This is a genomic window from Stenotrophomonas pavanii (assembly GCF_900101175.1).
In the GTDB taxonomy this organism is placed as follows: domain Bacteria; phylum Pseudomonadota; class Gammaproteobacteria; order Xanthomonadales; family Xanthomonadaceae; genus Stenotrophomonas; species Stenotrophomonas pavanii.
The window spans coordinates 176,941-194,687 of sequence record NZ_FNFQ01000002.1 but is presented as its reverse complement, the minus strand read 5'-3'; the positions used below and the strand labels follow the sequence as shown (position 1 = coordinate 194,687).

Sequence of the window (17,747 nt, the reverse complement as noted above, 5' to 3'; positions counted from 1 at the left end):
ATGCGCGCGTGCTAGGCGCCCGCTGGATGTGCAAGCTGCGGACTGAACCTTCGGCGGCGGGCATCAAAAGGACGCTTCCGGTCCCTCGTCCGGCGCCAGGCATGCGGCCTTGCTTTGCTCGGTCGAGTGCGCAATGGCCGCCTCGCCGAAACCGCTTCGGCTCAACCACAAACGATTCCAGCGGACGAGTGCGTCGCTGTCGCGTGCCAGGCAGGCATAGCGGACGATCGATTCCAGGTTGTCGATGGTCGGGTAACGCTGGGCGATTTCGTCCAGTCCCTGGCGCATCAGCGGCCAATCGGGATTCGCTGCGCGGAAGTGATCGGCCGAGTACCCGGTGGCGGACCAGTACAGCCGTGCGTAGCGCATGGCCCGTTTCCTCTTCGGCGCACTCGCCATCGAGTGCCGAGCGAAGGCTTCCATCTTCTGCGCGCTGCCGCCCCAGGCCGGCGTGAAGTGCTCCATAGCAATGAGGTGCAGTGGCTCGTAGTCGGGGAAGGCCTTCGCTGCGCGATCGACGAGCGCCAGCATTTCGTCGTCATCCGCGCTTTCGCGCAGCGCGATCAGCACGCTCATCTCGTGCCAGAACGGGTCGACGCCGGCAACGTCCTCATGTGATTGCAGATAGGCCCGCGAAACCGCGTTGTACTCATGGAACTGAGCCCAGTCTTCGGCGTTGACGGTGTTGGCGTATCCGTTGCCACGGTAGCTCCAGGCCAGATTGAGTGGAATTCGTGCGGTGATCAGGTGCGCCGCCGGCGACTTCGGCGCGTGCTGAACCCAGCGCGCGGGCCATGCAGACCAGTCGTTCCAGGCCTGCACCTCCTGCCGCGACGTGCCGATTGCACGCGACATGCAGATGTAGAAACGGCCGAGCCTGGATTGGCCGGCGGCGTTGAGCTCGCCCTTGCGGAAACGCGCGGCCATCGCGTCGAGTGCGGCAAAGTCGTCGCTGGCCATCAGCCGCGCAATCTCCGCGCAGTCGTCGGTTGGTTCGGGGGCATCTTCCGCCATCACAGAGGGGGCGAACAGACAGGCCACGCTGGATAGCGTGCCTGCGAAGAGCATCCTGCGCATCGGGGCGTCCTTGCTTTGGTGGGAGCCTGCGGAGGGCCCGCAGTGCCGCGAAGCATAGCAAGTCGCGATTTGCGCCATGCTGCGTCGCAAGGTGCCAGCCACCATGCGCACTGGTACGGTCCGATCCGTTGCACCACCACCGACGGGGAGAGACGACGATGCGCAAGGTATTGCTGCTGTTGATCCTGCTGACCGGGCTGGCGCCCACGGCCCATGCGGCCACGGTCAAGACCACCCATCGCACCCTCCCGGGCTGGGATGGCACGCCCCTCGGGGCCTTCGTCATCGAACCCCAGGACGGCGGCGTTGGGTGCTATCCGCTGCTGGTGATGCCCAGCAGCTGGGCGGTCCCCAGCGCGGAGTACGTGGGGGTGGCGCAGTCGCTGGCGCAGCGCGGCTATGTAGTCATCAGCTACAGCTCGCGCGGCTTCTGGGAGTCGGGTGGCAGCATCGACATCGCCGGGCCCGCCACGGTGGAGGATGTCAGCGCCCTGATCGACTGGGCGCTGGCCAACACCCGGGCCGATCCAGCAAAAATCGGTGTCTCGGGCATCTCCTACGGCGCCGGCACCAGCCTGCTGGCCGCAGCGCGCGACCCGCGCATCAAGGCGGTTGCGGCGCTGAGCGGCTGGGCTGACCTGCAGGCGTCGCTGTACAGCAACGACACCCCCAGCGCGCAGGGCATCGCCCTGTTGGTGGCCGCAGGGCTGGCCACTGGCCGCCCCGGGGCGGAACTGGCCACCATCAACCGCAATGTGCTGGTCGGCAACTATCAGGGGGCGGTAGAGTCATTGCTGCCGGTGGCGGCGCAGCGCAGCCCGGCGGCCAGCCTGGATGAGATCAACGCCCACCGGCCTGCGGTGTTCCTGGCCAACGCCTTCAACGACAGCCTGTTCCCGCCGGGCCAGCTGGTGGACTTTTTCAACGGGCTGAAGGGACCCAAGCAGCTGCAGCTGCGCCATGGCGACCACGCGCTGAACGAGGCCCTTGGCGCGTTCGGCATTCCCAACGAGGTGTATGCGGCCGTGGGCGACTGGTTCGATCACTACCTGAAGGGTGAAGCCAATGGCATCGAGCGCCAGGCGCCGGTGCAGCTGAAGTCTCAGAAGGGCAGCTGGAGCCACTATCCGGACTGGCAGGCGACGCAGACGGGTGCCGTCAGCTACGGGCTGACCGCGCCGAGCGGGCTGCTGCAGCCCACCGGCGGATTGGCGGCGAACGGGGGCGGCACCGGCTGGAGCTACCGCATCGGCAGCGGCCTGCTGACGGCCGCCAACTCCGGCGTGGTGATGGCATCGGGCGCGCTGCAGATGATCAACCTGCCGCCAGGCGCCTATGTGCCGTTCGTCGGCCGCAACGCCGCCGGTGTCTGGCAGGGGCCGGTGTACTGGGGTGCACGCCGTCTGGATGGCGCGCCGGAAGTACGGATGACGGTCACGCCAAGCCGCGCCGACACCACGCTGTATGCCTATCTCTATGCCGAGGACGTGCTGGGCAATGGCCAGCTGATCAGCCACAAGCCGTACACCCTGCGGGGTGCAACGCCGGGCCAGCCCAGGACCATCGACCTGCGATTGGAAGCCAGCAGCTGGAACATTCCGGCCGGCAGCCGCCTGACCCTGGTGGTGGATACCGTGGACCTGCGCTATGCGGGCATCAGCCAGCTGGGCGGTACGCTGACTTTCAGTTCCCCGGCCAACGCGCCGTCGGTGCTGAAGGTACCCCTGCATTGAAGCAGGGCGCGCCCGCTGGGGCGGGCGCGTTCCTTTGGGCTGGAAGACTGCGCCACTGGTGTTGCTTCCGGGCAAGGAGTGATGTTCCGGATTGCCGCCATGAAGGCGACATGAGGGACACGGCAGCGCTGGAGGCGTGGCTCTCCGGACAGTGATCAGGTCCTGCTGGACTGCGGGCGCCGCTGTGCGGGTGCATTAAACCTTTCTGCCGGCAGCGGCATCCAACCCGCCATGAGCACGGCATCCGCTGCGGCTCCACTGGAGGAAGGACCCCTTCGATGCGCCCACTGCCACGTACTGCGTTCCAATGCACGATGCTCCTGCTGGTGGCTCCCGCGGCGGGTGCTGTGGTCACCGACATTCCCTTCGAGCAGGGCAAGGATCACCGGATCTATGTCGAGGGCACGATCAACGGCTCGCGACCGCTGCGCTTTCTCGTCGATACCGGCGCCTCGGCCGTGGCGGTGGCCCGGCGCATCCAGCAGGACGCGAAACTGGTCATTGATGACCGGAGCGAGAACACCGGCTCCGACGGTGTCACGTTCCTCGACTACAGCACACACAACGTCGTCCAGGTCGGTCCGGTGCGGAAGCCGATGGGAGCCGTAGTGGTCGACTACCAGGGTCGGCCCTTCGATGCGGTCCTGGGCTGGACGTTCTTCCAGGGCAAGGTGCTGGAGATCGACTACGACCGCAGCCTGCTGCGCGTGCACGACGCGCTTCCTGATCTCACCGGGTATACCCAGGCCCACGCGCGCTGGATCGACAATACCCCGGCTGTCCAGGTCACGCTCGGCAACGGCAGCGATGCTTTTGCTCCCTGGCTTGCGCTGGACACTGGCAGCAATGGCAGCATCGACCTGACCTACGCATTCGGCGCCCGCCATCATCTGCAGCAGGCATTTCCGGAGCGGTTGGGCACATCACAGTTCAGCGGCAGCGCCGGGCGCAAGATCCGTGCGGTGGATGTCAGGGTACCCGTGGTCGCCATTTCGGCCCTGCCGCTGAACGGGGCGAAGGCGTCGATCACGATCGACGACGACGGTTCCAGTGGCGATGGGACGCTCGGCAGCGAAATCCTGCAGCAGTTCACCATCATGCTGGACACCCGTTCCGGTGCCATCTATCTGCGGCCGAATCGGCGCTCGGCCACCCATCGGCCGGAATGAGCGAGCGCGTTGTGCGTTCAGCGCCGGACATCTGCGCCTGCATTGTCCAGCAGCGCCAGCACCTGCGCCTCAGCGACCGGGTTGAAGTCGCCGGGGATGGAGTGCTTCAAGGCGCCTGACGCCAGTCCGAACGCCACCGTGCTTTCCGCGTCGAATCCGGACAGCAATCCGTGCAGGATGCCGGCAGCGAACGCGTCGCCGCCGCCGATCCGGTCGACGATGCCAGGCAGGGGGCGCGGTGGTGCCTGCGCCCGCGTCCCGTCGCGTCCCAACAGAAGCGCGCCCAGGCGGTGATGGTCGGCACTCACCACGTCGCGCTGGGTGCAGGCCAGCCACTGCAGGTGCGGGAAGGCGGCAAACGCGGCGGCCGCAGCCGCTACGGTTCGGGCGACCGCATCGTCCTGCGCAAAGTGCAGCCCCAACACCCGTTCAATATCCCGGTGATCGGCAAAGACGATGTCCGCCCCGGCGAAGAGCTCGCGCAGGATCGCCGCGGCGTCGCCGTCCCAGCGTCGCCACAGCGAGGGACGGTAATTGCCGTCGAACGATACCCGGACACCGGCCGCGCGAGCCGCATGCACGGCACCCAGCACCGACTCGGCCACGTTGGCGCCCAGCGCCGGGCTCACGCCCGAGACATGCAGCAGGTGCGCGCCGGACAGCAGAGCAGGCCACGGATGATCCTTGGCGCTGCTGTTTTCGAATGCGGACCCGGCCCGGTCGTACACCACTTCACTGGCCCGCTGCACCGCGCCGGTTGCCAGGAAGTACAGGCCCATGCGTTCATTCTCCACTTCACGCACGCCGGCCACGCCCACGCCATGTCGCCGCAACTCGGCCACGGCGTGCCAGCCCAGCGCGTTGGCAGGTACCGTGCTGACCATCTGCACCTCGTGGCCAAGGTGGGCCAGCGAGACCGCGACGTTGGCCTCGGCGCCCCCCACATGCACCTGCAGCTGCGGCGTCTGCAGCAGCAGTTCACGACCGGGCGCGCCCAGGCGCAGCAGCAACTCACCGAAACAAACGACGCGGCTCATCGGTTCTCTCTCACTCGGGGGTGGTGCAGCCCAGCATGCGCAGATCGATGGCATCGGCCATGCGCCGGTAGCCTTCGTCGTTGGGATGCAGATGGTCGCGGGTGATGTCGCTGGGCAACGATTCCGCGGCCTTCGGGTCACGCAGGGCGGCATCGAAATCGACGATGCCATCGAAGCCGCTGTTGCCGGCGCGTGCCCACTGGTTGATCGTGATGCGGGTCGCCGCCGACACGGGCTCGTAGCGCTCGGAACCGCCGAACGGGGTCAGTGTGCCCAGCCAGGCGCGGATGCCGTGCGCATGCAGTCGCGTCGCAACCTGCTGATAGCCCTGCATCATGTCCGCCGCGTTGCGTCCGGGTACTGGCTGGGCGCCGCCACCGTGGCGGATGTCATTGATGCCTTCCAGCAGGATCACCTGATCGGCGTCGGCCACTGCAATCACATCGCGATCCAGGCGGGACAGCCCGCTGTGGCTGCGGCCAGGGTCGAGCAGCTTGTTGCCGCTGATGCCCTGATTGAGCACGACAAAGCGATCAGGACATGCCTGCTGCAGGCGCTGCGCCAACCGTTCCGGCCACTGGTTGAAGGTGCCGCGTCGCGCAGTGGCGCCTTCCGTGATCGAGTCGCCGAGCGCCACGATCACCTGCGGGCGTTCGGCGCGTTGCACCATGACGGCCGAGAACACGTTCTGCTGGTAGCTCAGCCGTACGCTGTCGGCGACGGTCGCCTGCCTGCCGTCCACGACCCGCAGTTCGGTGCGGCGTACCGAGGGACGCGTAGGCTGCGGGAAATAGGCACTCACGCTGATCTCCTGCAGCGCCGCCACCGGCATCCGCACCGGGTCGCTCAGCAGCGCGGCACCCACCGGCACTTCAATGGCTGCGCGGCCATCAACCGTTACCGGCAGCGGTGCGGCCTTGCCGTTCTTCACTCCCACGCGAAGGTCCTCGACCCGCAAGGGCGCCGTGCCGAGCTCGTTGCTGATGCGCAGCCGCAGCGCATCGCCACGGCTGCCAATGCGCATGTCCTGGCGCACGGTCTGTGCGGCGAACTGTACCGGCGCATCGGACGTTCCGTCCTTGCGGTCGGGCGCGGGCGCTGCCGTCCAGGCAGTGACCCACACGGGTGCGGCCCACACAGCGGGCGCCGTCATGGCGGAGCAGAGCGTCAATGAAAACAGAAGTGTCCAGCGCTGCATGGGCAGGAGTCCGGTCAGGTGTCAGGAGAAGTAGGTGCCGCCGTTGACGTCCAGGTTCGCACCGGTGATGAACGCCGCCGCATCCGAAGCCAGGAACACCGCCGCGTCAGCCGCTTCTTCCGGCATGCCCTGGCGGCGCAGCGGGGTGGCGCCGGCGACGGCGCTGCGCACCTCCGGCTTGGTGAATTCGTCGTGGAAGCGGGTGGCGATCATGCCGCAGCACAGGGCATTGACCCGGATGCCCCTCGGTCCCAGTTCCTTGGCCATGGCGCGGGTAAAGGTCATCACTGCGGCCTTGGCCGTCGCGTAGATCGACGCGCCTGGGCCGCCGCCATCGCGGCCGGCCTGGGAGGCGAAGTTGACGATCGCTGCGCCTTCGCCCATGTGCGGCACCACTGCGTGCGTGGTCAGGTAGGTTGAGGTGAGGTTCAGGTCCATCACGGCGTGGAAGAACGCTGGATCGATCTCGGCCAGCGGACGACGCTGCACCATGCCGCCGGCCACGTTCACCAGCAGGTCGATGCGCGTGCCGAAGGCGGCCTGCGCCGCTGCGACCAGGCCGGCCACGGCTGTGGCATCGGTGACATCGGCGCGGTGCACCATGGCCTGGCCACCTGCCGCGCGGATCTGTGCCAGTGTTTCCTGGGCACTGGCTTCATCATTGGCGTAGTTGATGCAGACGCGTGCACCGGCAGCGGCCAGTTTGAGCGAGACGGCGCGGCCGATATCGCGGCCACCACCGGTGACAATGGCCACCTTGTCCTGGAACGACATGCGGAAAACTCCTTGGTTTGCGGGGGAATGAAAGGGAGACGCGGGCTCAGCCGACGCGGCGGTCGAGCTTGTGGATCGGCCCGGTCCACCACCACAGCGCGGCCAGCGACAGTGGCACCAGTGCGGCGACGAGGATGAAGATCGGGGCGTAGGAATGACGGGTCAGCACCGGCACCAGCCAGGTGGTGATGAGAGTGCCGGCCACTGCGGCCAGGCCGCCCAGGCCAGCGAGGGTGCCAACCGACCGGCCGTCGAACAGGTCACCCGGCAGGGTCTGGATGTTGCCGATGGCCACCTGGAATCCAAACAGCACCGCGGCGATCGCCAGTACCGCAAGCAGCGGCTGGTTGGCCAGCACCGCGCCCAGCAGGGCGGGGGCCATGATCACGCAGCCCAAGGTGATCGCCAGCTTGCGCGCGCGGTCCACGCTGTACCCGGCGCGGATCAGGCGCCCGGACAGCCAGCCACCCCCGAGGCTGCCCAACATCGCGCCTACGAATGGCACCCAGGCGAACAGGCCGATCTGCTTGATGTCGAAACCGAAGGTTTCAGCGAGATAGATCGGCAGCCAGGACACGAACAACCACCAGATGGGGTCCAGCAGGAAGCGGCAGGCCAGCATGCCCCAGCTCTGCCGATGGGCCAGCAGCGCGCGCACGCTGGCCTTGGGCGTTGCCTGCGCCTGCCGCCCGGCCTGGTCTTCCAGGATCAGGCGGCGCTCGGCATCGCTCACCCACGGATGCTTGTCCGGCCCGGCGCGGTAGACCAACAGCCACGGCAACAGCCACAGGAAGCCGATCGCGCCGACCAGCACGAAGGTGCCACGCCAGCCCAGCCACAGGTACAGGCCGGCGATGGCCGGTGCGGAGACGATCGCGCCGATCGACGCGCCGGCATTGAACACGCCCTGCGCCAACGCGCGCTCGCGCGCCGGGAACCATTCGGCGTTGGCCTTCACCGCGCCCGGCCACGCACCCGCTTCGCTGATGCCGAGCATCGCCCGCACCAGGCTGAAGGACAGCATCGAATGGGTGATCGCGTGCAGGGCGATGGAGATCGACCATACGCTGATCGACAGGGCGAAGCCCAGGCGTGTGCCGATCATGTCGAACAGGCGACCGAACAGGAACTGCCCGGTGGCGTAGAACAGCATGAACACCGTTACCAGCAGGGCATAGTCGTCCTTGGTCGCGCCCACTTCCCTGGCGATTTCCGGCCACATCACGGCCAGGGCGTTGCGGTCGATGTAGTTGATGACCGTAGCCACGGCGATCAGGCCCACGATCAGCCAGCGTACTGCTGAACGCACCGGCACCTTGCGCAGGTTGGCCACCGCCGCAGGGCCGTTCATTCGCCGTCCCCCTTGCTGCGGTCCATGCGCGCGTGGCTGCCGCTCCATCGATAGGCGTGGCCGTCGATGGTCACGCTGTGCTCGCCCTGGGCGCTGCTGTCGTCGGCCACCCCGAGGGCGATGCGTGCACCGCTGGCCAGGCGCAGTTCGATCACTTCGGCGTCGCTGCCGCGGCCGCGCACGATCGCCTTGATGCGGCTGTCCGCACCGTGCACGTACTCGGCGGTGCCGTTGTACTCGCCATGGGGTTCCAGCACGCTGAAGAAGGTGACGTCCTTCTGGCCATCCACGCGCTGCAGCAGGGCCGGCTCACGGCGCAGGTTGAACTCCGGATCGTTCGCGCCGCTCTCCACCAGCAGCGCCTGTGCCGGCGCGCTGCTGCCGAAGCGGTAGGTGTAGAAGCGCCCATCCAGCAGCCACGCCAGCGAACGCGGTTCGCTGCCGGGCGCGCTGCGTGCGTCCAGCCACAGGTGCTGGTAGCCGTTGTCCTTGCCCAGCACCGGGCGCTGGGCGGGGAAGTGCGCGGCCTCGAAGCCGGTGGTGACGATGTGGCCGTTGAAGTGTAGCGGCAGGTCGTAGCGTGCGGCCTTTTCGCCGTGGACCTGCAGCAGGTCCAGCACCACCGGCAGGCCCAGGTCGGGGTGGCGCAGCAGTGCCTGGGTGCGGGTGAACGCCACGCCGGGGTAGGCGTCACGCATGCTCGCCGAGGCGACCTGGGTATCGGCGTCGGCCTGGAAGAAGCGCACCTGCGGGGCATGCGCCTCGCCGCGCTTCCAGTCGCCCTGGAAGTGGCTCTGCTCGTCCACCACCAGGGTGTTGTGGGCCACCGTCTGCTTGGCCCAGCTGCGGTTCTCGGCCAGGTAGATGCCGCCACGCTTGGCTTCCACGTTGAGGAAGCGGGCGGCGCCGTAATCGGTCACCACCGGATTGCCGTTGTCGTAGAACAGCCAGTTGAGCTTGTCGAAGTGGCCATGTCCCATCCCCTGCAGGGTGTCCTTCTGCACCAGCGCCTGGCCGCGTTCGCCGTTCATGCGCAGGATCGCCAGGCCGCCACGGTCGCCGTCGGGACCATCGCGCAGCAGCATCGGGTGGTAATCGAAGGGCCTGGCCCTGTTCGCGGCCAGTGCCTGCGCCACCTGCAGGCCCTCGGGCGACAACAGCAGGCGCTTCTGCTGCTGGGCTACCGACAGCAGTCGGTCGTCCCCGGTGCGTGCATAGGCGATGCCGATGCCGGCCACCAGCTCTTCGGTGTCGATGCCCTTGTCCAGGATGGCATCGTTGATCGGGAAGAACAGGCCGCCATAGCTGGACTGCACCAGCGCATCGACAGCCTTCAGCAGTACGCCATCACGGCGCGCGAAGATCTTCCGCTGCGGCTCGTTGCGTTCGATGGCGTTGGCGAACAGCAGGAACGGCGCCAGTGCATAGCGCTGGTAGTACGGACCTTCCTCGTAGTATCCGTCGGGTGAGAACAGCAGGTCGATCTGGCGAAGGAAGCCGAACCGGTCATCCTTCTGGCTCCCGCGCAGGGATTTCTCCACCAGCTCAGGATCGCGCAGTACATAGCCGGTCATGCCGGTAGCCGCCACCGCCCACGTGGCGTGGTTATGGATCTGGTCGTAGTTCTTCGGCTCGCTGGCGAGGAACCCGGCCATCGGCCGGAACACCTTTGATTCGATGGTGTCGCGGTCATCGGCGGACAGCGCGTCACGGATCGCGTCGTAGCCCTGGATGGCGTTGACCAGCCACACCGAATCGTTCAGCACCTGCCAGAAGACGCGTCCGGGGATCTGCCCACGGCCTTCGGGATGCGGGCCCAGCGTCGGGTAGAGCCGGGCATACTGCAGCAGCATGTCGCGCGCGTAGTCCACGTAGGCCCTGTCACCGGTCAGCCGATACAACGTGCCGGCCGCGAGCAGGGCCTGGTAATTGCGCTTGTGCTGTTCATGGGTGCGTCCGCCGCCCTTGTCCTTCGGTACCGGCACGTCGATGCCGGCCTTCATCATCTTCTTCAGTGTTGCCTCGGTGCGCGCCTGCTCCTTGGCGAACCACGGGTAACGACTGCCTTCGCTGGCCATCTGCTGCCATTGCGCGGCAGTGACCAGCACCGGCGCGGTGTCGGCCTGCCGCGCAGCGGCAGCGGGCGCTGCCAGCAGCGGCGTGGCCGGCAGCAGGGCGAAGGGGGCCGCCAGGGCCAGGGCAACGAACAGCGGCTGCAACCTCATCGATCAACTCCGGTGCTGACGCGTGACAGGGCAACCTCGCCCACCTTGGGATACCAGTCCACGCCGGTCGCCTCGCGCGCGGTCATCGCCAAGGCAGGATCGGCGCCCACCTGGGGCAGCGCAGGCGTGGCAACCCACAACCCGCTGCCAGCCTGCAGCAGGCTGACGCTGCGGCCTTCCACCCCGGCGGGAAACACGCTGCTGGCCGCCGGTGACTGCACGTTGCCACTGAAGGTGATGCCGGCCAGCGAGCTGGCCGTGTTGGGCGGATTCCTGCTGGTGCGATTGACGATCAGGTTGGCGCTGAAGCGGCTGTTGCTGGCGGCCACCACGATGCCCTTGGCTTCATCATGGCCCACGCCGAAGCTGATCTTGGCCACATCCACGAAGGTATTGCGGCTGATCGTGGCATTCACTACCGGTGCGTAACCGGACAGCGGGGGATCGGCCTGTCCATCCATGACGGCCAGCGCGGAGCGGTTGCTGGATCCGGCCAGGCGTTCGAAATAGTTGTTGCTGACGATCTGATCGCCGTTGATGATGCGCACGCCCCCGGTACCGGCCTTGTCATCGCCGAGGAAGACGTTGTCGATCACCCGGTTGCCGTTGCCATGGCGCAGTGTGAGTGCGCCGGCAGAGCGGTAGAACACGTTGCCGCGATAGGTGTTGCCCCCGGATTTGCTGCTGATGATCTCGGTTTCGCCGTCGCAGCCTTCAAACCAGTTGTTCTCCACCGTGCTGTTGGAAGCGCTCAGCGAGGTGTCACTGGTGCCGATGCGGAGGGTTTCACCGCCGTTGACGCCCAGCGCAGGGCGTGGGCCGAACCAGTTGTGGTCGATGCGGTGCTGGTTGTCCAGGCCCTGCGTGGCATCGCGCACTACCACCACGGTGGGCCCCGCGTTGGTCTTGCCACGCAGCTGGCTATGGTCCAGCCGGTTGTGGCTGCCATACAGCGATACCCAGTAGTCCTGGTCGCCGGGGTCCGGGTTGGTGTAGTTGTCGATGACCAGGCCGCTCACCTGGCTGTGGCTGGCCACCGCCTTGCTGGATTCGCGGAACGCCACCACCGCGTCGCCCGGTGTGTAGCCGTTGCGGAACACCAGGTTGGACACCTGCAGGTAGCTGCCGGCCAGGCGCAGGTCCGACTGCCCGCTGAGGATCACCTTGCCCGGGGTCTGCGCCCGCAGCACGATCGGCGCGGCGGCGGTTCCCTGGCCCTTCAGCAACAGCCGGGTGTCGGTCCAGGTGCCATCGGCCAGCACGATTTCGTCACCCGGCTGTAACGACGCGGCGGCCGTGTCGAACTCCGCAGCGTCATGCACGAGCCAGCTTGCGGCGGTTGCCGGCAAAGTGGTCAGGCAAAATGCCAGGGCTGTGGTCAGGCAAAGAGAGGTCGGGTGGCGCGAAAGGCGTGTACTGCGCATGGTGTCCTTCCAGAGACGGCCGCGCCGTCGTTTCAGGGATGGGGTGCGGACCAGTTGCGGGACCTTTGTAAGCCAGTGGATGCGCAAAGTCATGCTGCGTTAGCACATTAAATTGCCGTTGATTGGTATGAAACAAAGGCATTCGAAAAAGAACAGACCAGTTGGTTGACAATTTCATGTCCGCATGCCGAAGCTGCGTCCCACGCCTGCCTTGCAGGCGATCCTTTGGGAGGAGGAACCATGCGGCAACCCGCCGGAGCAGTGCCCAGCATCTCGTTGTCCCCCACGCCCCTGATCGTGGCCCTGCTCGCCGTGCTGGCGGGTACGCCTGCCGCCCTGGCCCAGTCCAGCAGGGATACGGCGGGGCAATACCCCACCACACTCGACCAGGTGCAGGTCACCGGCATCCGTGAGTCGATGCAGAGTTCGATCAACAAGAAGCGCGACGACACCGTCATCGCCGACGTGCTTTCGGCCGACGACATCGGTGACCTGCCGGCCCCGTCGCTGGCCGACGCCATCGAAACGTTGACCGGCGCCGCATCCACCCGCGATAAGACCGGCGCTTCGGAGATCTCGATCCGCGGCCTTGGCGCATTCCTCAGCAGCACCCATTTCAACGGCCGCGAGATCACCAATGGCAGCGGTGACCGCTCGGTGAACTTCAACATGTTCCCGGCTGAGCTGATCAATACCGTGGCGATCTACAAGACCCAGCGCGCTGACATCATCGAGGGTGGCGTGGCCGGCACCATCGGCCTGGAGACGGTGCGCCCACTGGAGTACGGCAAGCGGGCGGCGCAACTGGACCTGCGCGGCAGCTGGGCCGAGTACGACCACAAATACCGCGACAGGGATGGCATCGGCTACCGCGGCACCGCCAGTTATATCGACCAGTTCGAATTCGGCAACGGGCAGAAGCTGGGTGTCTCGCTGGGCGTCCAGCGACTGGATGGCACCGACCCGGAAGAGAGCATCACCAGCGGCTCGACCTGGTATGCCTGTGATGGCACGCAGAACGTGGCCAATGCCAACTGCAATGAAGTCTCCGCGCAGGCCATTGCCAACGGCGCACCGTACTACCTGGTGCCAAGCAGCCGCATCTACCGCATGAAGCAGGAGCGCAACGATCGGCAGAGCGAATTCGCCGCACTGCAGTGGCGGCCCAATGACACGGTCGAGTTGAACCTCGACTTCGAACATACCGAGCGCAACTGGTACGAGAACCGCAGCGACCTGAGCCTGTCCAACGCACGGCGTGGCATCACCCGGCGGGAGGTGGACGAGGATGGCATCGTGCATCACCTGCATGGCAGCACCTCGATCGACTCGACTTCCAACCGCTACTGGCGCGGCGAGGAATACACCGGCGGCGGCGTGAACCTGATCCTGCGCCCCAGCCCGGCCTGGGAGCTGTCCACCGACCTTTCCTATTCGCACACCCATCGCCTCGACAGCGAACGCATGAGCCGCCTGCGCGCCAACCAGCGCGACGTCAACAATGCCGTGGTGCCGGGCATCAGCAGTGGAGCTACCGGCTATGTGGACTATGACTGGGACTGGCGGGGTGAAGTGCCCAGTGTTGCCTTGGCACCGAGTTTCGACCCCGGCAACTGGGATGCCTACACCGGCGTGGCGCGCGTGACCTCCAGCGCGACGGAGAACGACCACAGGATCAAGGCCGGACGCTTCGATGCCAGCTTCATGCCGGAGGCCGGCTTCTTCACCCGCATCAAGGGCGGCGTGCGCGCCAGCCAGGCCGATTACCGGCTGCGCGACAACACCCTGGTGACCGACTACGACCCGCGCGTGGCGGCCGACAAGGCGAAGATCATCGCTGCAGGCCGGGCCTGCCGCGCGCCCTTCCCGCAGGACGATTTCATGGATGCGGCCAGCGGCAACACGATTTCCTCGTGGGCCTACTTTGATCCCGACTGCCTGTACCAATCGTTCCGTGGCAGCCTGGACAGCGGGCTCGACCCGGGCTTCCAGGACCCGAACAACGTTGATGTCACCGAGAAGACCCGCGCGGTATACCTGATGGGGGAGTTCAGCAGCACCCTGTTCGGCCTGCCGGTAACCGGCAATGCTGGCCTGCGCTGGGTCAGGACCGATGTGCGTTCCGAAGGTGTGCGTACCGGTCTGCGGGTCGAGGACAACGGTGACGGGACGATCCGCCTGCAGCCGACCGGCGCCTACAGCACGCAGGTGTTCAAGGCAGGCAACGACAAGCTGCTGCCCAGCCTCAACGCGGCCTTCGAGCTGCGCCCGGACCTGCTGCTGCGGGTGGGTGCGTACCGCGCGATGTCCCGGCCGGACATCGCCGCGCTGGGGGCCGGGCGCACCATCAACGTCAGCAGTGATGCCACCTACGGCAACCTGGCTGACGCGCTGGATGACATCAGCGCCAGCGGCAATCCCGCCGCGCAGCCGCTGATGTCCTGGAATGGCGACCTCTCTCTGGAGTGGTACCCCAATCCCGATACGATGCTGGCCGGGGCGGTGTACTGGAAGCAGTTCAACGGCGGCACCGCCACCGCGCTGGTGCCAGAGACCTATACGATCGATGGCCGCAGTGTGACCGTGCCGGTGCGCCAGCAGGTAACCACCGACGAGGACAGTACGCTGACCGGCTTCGAGCTGACGGCCACTCACCGCCTGTCCTACCTGCCGAAGCCGTTCGATGGGCTGGGCTTCAAGATCAGCTACAACTATGCCGATGCCGATTACCAGACCCAGGATTCGCGCCTGGGTGAGCAGTTGGCCAGCGACGGCACGATCATTCCGGCCATCGTGCCACCGGCGGGCCTGAGCGGCTTCTCGCGGCACGTGCTGTCCGGCTCGATCTACTGGGATGTCGGGCGCTTCAACGTCCAGGCCATCGGCAAGTACCGCTCGCGCTATTACCAGGATTTCACCGGCAACGCCGCGCAGCAGAACCGCTATTACGATGACAACACCAGTGTCGATCTGCGCCTGCGCTATCGGGTGAACAAGCAGCTGTCGCTGTCACTGGAACTGATGAACCTGACCAATGAACCACGCGTGGCCTACCAGCCGCTTTATAGGAACTTCCGCGAAGTGGTGAGCTACGGGCGGCGTGCGTATTTCGGTGTACGATACACGTTCTGAACAGGGCGGCGCGGCCAGTGGTCGCGCCGTCGCTCCAACCGGACCGTTGCCGGCCACGGTGGCAGGGCAGGGGCCGGGACGGAATCGCCAAGGGTCAGCCGCATGTCCGCCAACCGTCTTTACCAGACCATCGCCAGCAAGTTGCGCAAGTTGATCGAGGACGGCGAGTTCCCGCCCGGATCGCGGCTGCCGGGCGAGCGTGAGCTGGCCGAGCGCTTCGGGGTCAGCCGGGTCACCATCCGCGAGGCTGAAATCGCACTGGAGGCCCAGGGCTGGATTGCGATCCGCATCGGGTCGGGCGTGCATGTCAAGCCGCGGCCGGCGCAGGTGCCGGGCGGGCTGCCGGATGTCAGCGCCTTCGACCTCACCGCGGCCCGCGCGGTGTTCGAAGCCGAAGCGGCGGCGCTGGCCGCCAGCAATCTGGATGACGACGGCATCGCCGAGCTGCAGGTGCTGGCCGAAGCGTTGTGCCGGCGCGACCTGAGCGATGAAGAGGCCGGCGAGTATGACCGCCGCTTCCACCTGACCATCGCGCGGCTTTCCGGCAACCCGGTCGTGGAGTACTTCGTGCAGCAGATCTGGCGCATGCGCAGTGAACTGCCACGGGTGACCGAGGTCTATGCACGGGTCTGCCATGATGATGGTGCCAGCCGTGCCGACGAGCACATGGCGATCTTCGATGCGCTGCGCGCGCGTGATCCGGTGGCCGCACGCAATGCGATGCGGCATCACTTCCAGCGCCTGTTCGAAGCCATGCTGCAGGCCACCGAAAGCATGGCGCTGGAAGAGATCCGCCGTCGCACGCAGCAGGACCGCGAGCGGTTCATGGCCACGACGCGGATCTGATCGACGAAGCGGCGCTCGATCGAGCGGTCGCGCGAACCGAGCCGAGTGGCTCGAAGCGGTGATCGGCCGTGACGTGTCACGGTAATGATTCCTGCCCCCGCCAACGTGGCGTGCGGCCGCACGGGGCTGCTGTTTCTCTGTCGAACGCTTCGCGATCGCAGATCCGGACCCGTTCGCAATCTCATTCCCTGCGACGGCCGCTCGTATCCTTCCGGCCATGCAGCCCTCCTTCGATCATCACGATCTGCCAGCCGTCACCGCGCCCTCCGGCTGGGTGCAACGCGGTGAACGCTGCGAGCTGTGGTGGAACGGCCGCTCCGTGGCCTGCATCGTCCCGCACGCGGTGTCCGGCTTCCGGGTGCGCCTGGATGCGCGCGGTGCGTCGCAGCCCAAGGTCGTCCAGGCCGCCAACGTGCGGCAGGCCAGGCGCTACGCCGAGCGCTGGTGCGCGGCTCGGCTTTGGCCGCAGTTGCGGCTGCGCGACGCGGTCGCCCGCCTGGTGGACGTAGCGCCCGGCGCAGGCGCTGCACCGCAGCCTGCGCTTACGCGCGAGCAGCGCCAGCAGGCGCGGCGCCTGGCCGAGGCCGGGGCAGGGGAGGTGGCACGGATCAAGCAGGCGCTGGCGCCGCGGCGGCCTGCCGCGATGGCCAGGCCCGACGTGCAGGCGCGCGGCCAGAACGGATGGAGTCCCGGCACGGCGCCCGCTGCTCCCCCGCGAGCTATGCCGATAGTTCCCCGCGCACGATCCTCGCCCCTTCGCTGAGCGCACGCAGCTTGCCCCTGGCCACGTCGCGTGCCAGCGGCGCCATGCCGCAGTTGGTGCTGGGGTACAGCTTGTCGGCGTCGACGAACTGCAGTGCCTTGCGCAGGGTGCTGGCCACCTCGTCGGCCGTCTCGACCGTGCTGGAGGCCACGTCGATGGCGCCGACCATCACCTTCTTGCCGCGCACCAGCTCGATCAGGTCGATCGGCACGTGCGAGTTGTGGCATTCCAGCGAAATGATGTCGAGGCTGGAGGTCTGCAGTTTCGGGAACGATTCCTCGTACTGGCGCCATTCCGATCCCAGCGTCTGCTTCCAGTCGGTGTTGGCCTTGATGCCGTAGCCGTAGCAGATGTGCACGGCTGTCTCGCACTTCAGCCCCTCGACTGCGCGCTCCAGCGCGGCCACGCCCCAGTCGTTCACTTCGTCGAAGAACACGTTGAAGGCCGGCTCATCGAACTGGATGATGTCCACGCCGGCGGCCTCCAGTTCCTTCGCTTCCTCGTTGAGGATCTTCGCGAACTCCCAGGCCAGCTTCTCGCGGCTCCTGTAGTGGGCGTCGTACAGCGTGTCGATCATCGTCATCGGGCCGGGCAGCGCCCACTTGATAGGCTGCGTGGTCTGCCGACGCAGGAATTTTGCATCCTCGACGAATACCGGCCTGGGCCGGCTCACGGCGCCGACCACGGTGGGCACGCTGGCATCGTAGCGGTTGCGGATGCGCACGGTTTCGCGCTTTTCGAAGTCGACGCCGTGCAGATGCTCGATGAAGGTGGTGACGAAGTGCTGCCGGGTCTGCTCACCGTCGCTGACGATGTCGATGCCCGCGTGTTGCTGTTCCTGCAGGGACAGGCGCAGGGCATCTTGCTTGCCTTCAGCCAGGCCTTCGTCCTGCAGCTTCCAGGGCGACCAGAGCTTCTCCGGCTCGGCCAGCCAGGAGGGTTTGGGCAGGCTGCCGGCGGTGGAGGTGGGGAGCAGTTTCTTCATCGGTATCGGATTGTCCTGGAATGCGAATGGGAA

At 66.7% G+C, this 17,747-nt stretch carries 14 protein-coding genes; 5 read left to right on the top strand and 9 right to left on the bottom strand.

From position 1 onward, the window contains the following. Positions 1–63: 63 nt before the first annotated feature. A complete protein-coding gene (locus BLS66_RS04325; RefSeq protein WP_074725184.1) occupies positions 64–1,077 on the bottom strand; it encodes a DUF4034 domain-containing protein in 1,014 nt (337 codons plus the stop codon). Between the two features lie 158 nt (positions 1,078–1,235). Between BLS66_RS04325 and BLS66_RS04320 the strand changes: the two genes are divergently transcribed. Together BLS66_RS04320 and BLS66_RS04315 are read left to right on the top strand one after the other, a co-directional pair. After that, positions 1,236–2,810, top strand: a complete 1,575-nt coding sequence (locus BLS66_RS04320) for a S15 peptidase family protein (RefSeq protein ID WP_074725183.1) — start codon at positions 1,236–1,238, stop codon at positions 2,808–2,810. A 314-nt stretch (positions 2,811–3,124) separates the two neighbouring features. Next, a complete protein-coding gene (locus BLS66_RS04315; protein WP_244152948.1) occupies positions 3,125–3,979 on the top strand; it encodes a retropepsin-like aspartic protease in 855 nt (284 codons plus the stop codon). A 17-nt stretch (positions 3,980–3,996) separates the two neighbouring features. Here BLS66_RS04315 and BLS66_RS04310 read toward each other — a convergent pair whose 3' ends face one another. Genes BLS66_RS04310 through BLS66_RS20715 form a run of 7 tightly spaced genes read right to left on the bottom strand, consistent with a single transcriptional unit; the run spans position 3,997 to position 12,166 of the window. Further along, entirely contained in the window at positions 3,997–5,016 is a 1,020-nt protein-coding gene (locus BLS66_RS04310; RefSeq protein ID WP_049467222.1) for a sugar kinase, read from the bottom strand. 10 nt (positions 5,017–5,026) lie between these two features. Next, on the bottom strand, positions 5,027–6,214 hold the full coding sequence (locus tag BLS66_RS04305; RefSeq protein ID WP_074725181.1) for a GDSL-type esterase/lipase family protein: 1,188 nt from the start codon (positions 6,212–6,214) through the stop codon (positions 5,027–5,029). A gap of 21 nt (positions 6,215–6,235) precedes the next feature. Continuing rightward, on the bottom strand, positions 6,236–6,988 hold the full coding sequence (locus BLS66_RS04300) for an SDR family NAD(P)-dependent oxidoreductase (RefSeq protein WP_074725180.1): 753 nt from the start codon (positions 6,986–6,988) through the stop codon (positions 6,236–6,238). Positions 6,989–7,034: 46 nt separating this feature from the next. Continuing rightward, entirely contained in the window at positions 7,035–8,339 is a 1,305-nt protein-coding gene (locus tag BLS66_RS04295) for an MFS transporter (protein ID WP_074725179.1), read from the bottom strand. Continuing rightward, complete coding sequence (locus BLS66_RS04290) at positions 8,336–10,564, bottom strand: oligoalginate lyase (protein WP_074725178.1); 2,229 nt, start codon at positions 10,562–10,564, stop codon at positions 8,336–8,338. The genes BLS66_RS04295 and BLS66_RS04290 overlap by 4 nt, the downstream gene beginning before the upstream one ends. Then, positions 10,561–11,886, bottom strand: a complete 1,326-nt coding sequence (locus tag BLS66_RS04285) for a polysaccharide lyase 6 family protein (protein WP_244152947.1) — start codon at positions 11,884–11,886, stop codon at positions 10,561–10,563. Before BLS66_RS04285 ends, BLS66_RS04290 begins: the two co-directional genes overlap by 4 nt. After that, complete coding sequence (locus BLS66_RS20715) at positions 11,879–12,166, bottom strand: hypothetical protein (RefSeq protein WP_167357698.1); 288 nt, start codon at positions 12,164–12,166, stop codon at positions 11,879–11,881. The genes BLS66_RS04285 and BLS66_RS20715 overlap by 8 nt, the downstream gene beginning before the upstream one ends. Before the next feature lie 62 nt (positions 12,167–12,228). On the opposite strand from BLS66_RS20715, the gene BLS66_RS04280 reads away from it, so the two are divergent. The 3 genes from BLS66_RS04280 (at position 12,229) to BLS66_RS04270 (ending at position 16,729) form a co-directional block, all read left to right on the top strand. Continuing rightward, positions 12,229–15,120: a TonB-dependent receptor gene (locus BLS66_RS04280; RefSeq protein WP_074725176.1), complete on the top strand. Its 2,892-nt coding sequence runs from the start codon at positions 12,229–12,231 to the stop codon at positions 15,118–15,120. A 102-nt stretch (positions 15,121–15,222) separates the two neighbouring features. After that, complete coding sequence (locus tag BLS66_RS04275; RefSeq protein WP_074725175.1) at positions 15,223–15,966, top strand: FadR/GntR family transcriptional regulator; 744 nt, start codon at positions 15,223–15,225, stop codon at positions 15,964–15,966. A 217-nt stretch (positions 15,967–16,183) separates the two neighbouring features. Continuing rightward, positions 16,184–16,729, top strand: coding sequence for a hypothetical protein (locus BLS66_RS04270; RefSeq protein WP_208596506.1), 546 nt, complete (start codon positions 16,184–16,186; stop codon positions 16,727–16,729). Here BLS66_RS04270 and BLS66_RS04265 read toward each other — a convergent pair. After that, complete coding sequence (locus tag BLS66_RS04265; protein WP_074725173.1) at positions 16,686–17,714, bottom strand: methionine synthase; 1,029 nt, start codon at positions 17,712–17,714, stop codon at positions 16,686–16,688. The two genes, BLS66_RS04270 and BLS66_RS04265, sit on opposite strands and share 44 nt — an antisense overlap. Between the last annotated feature and the right edge of the window lie 33 nt (positions 17,715–17,747).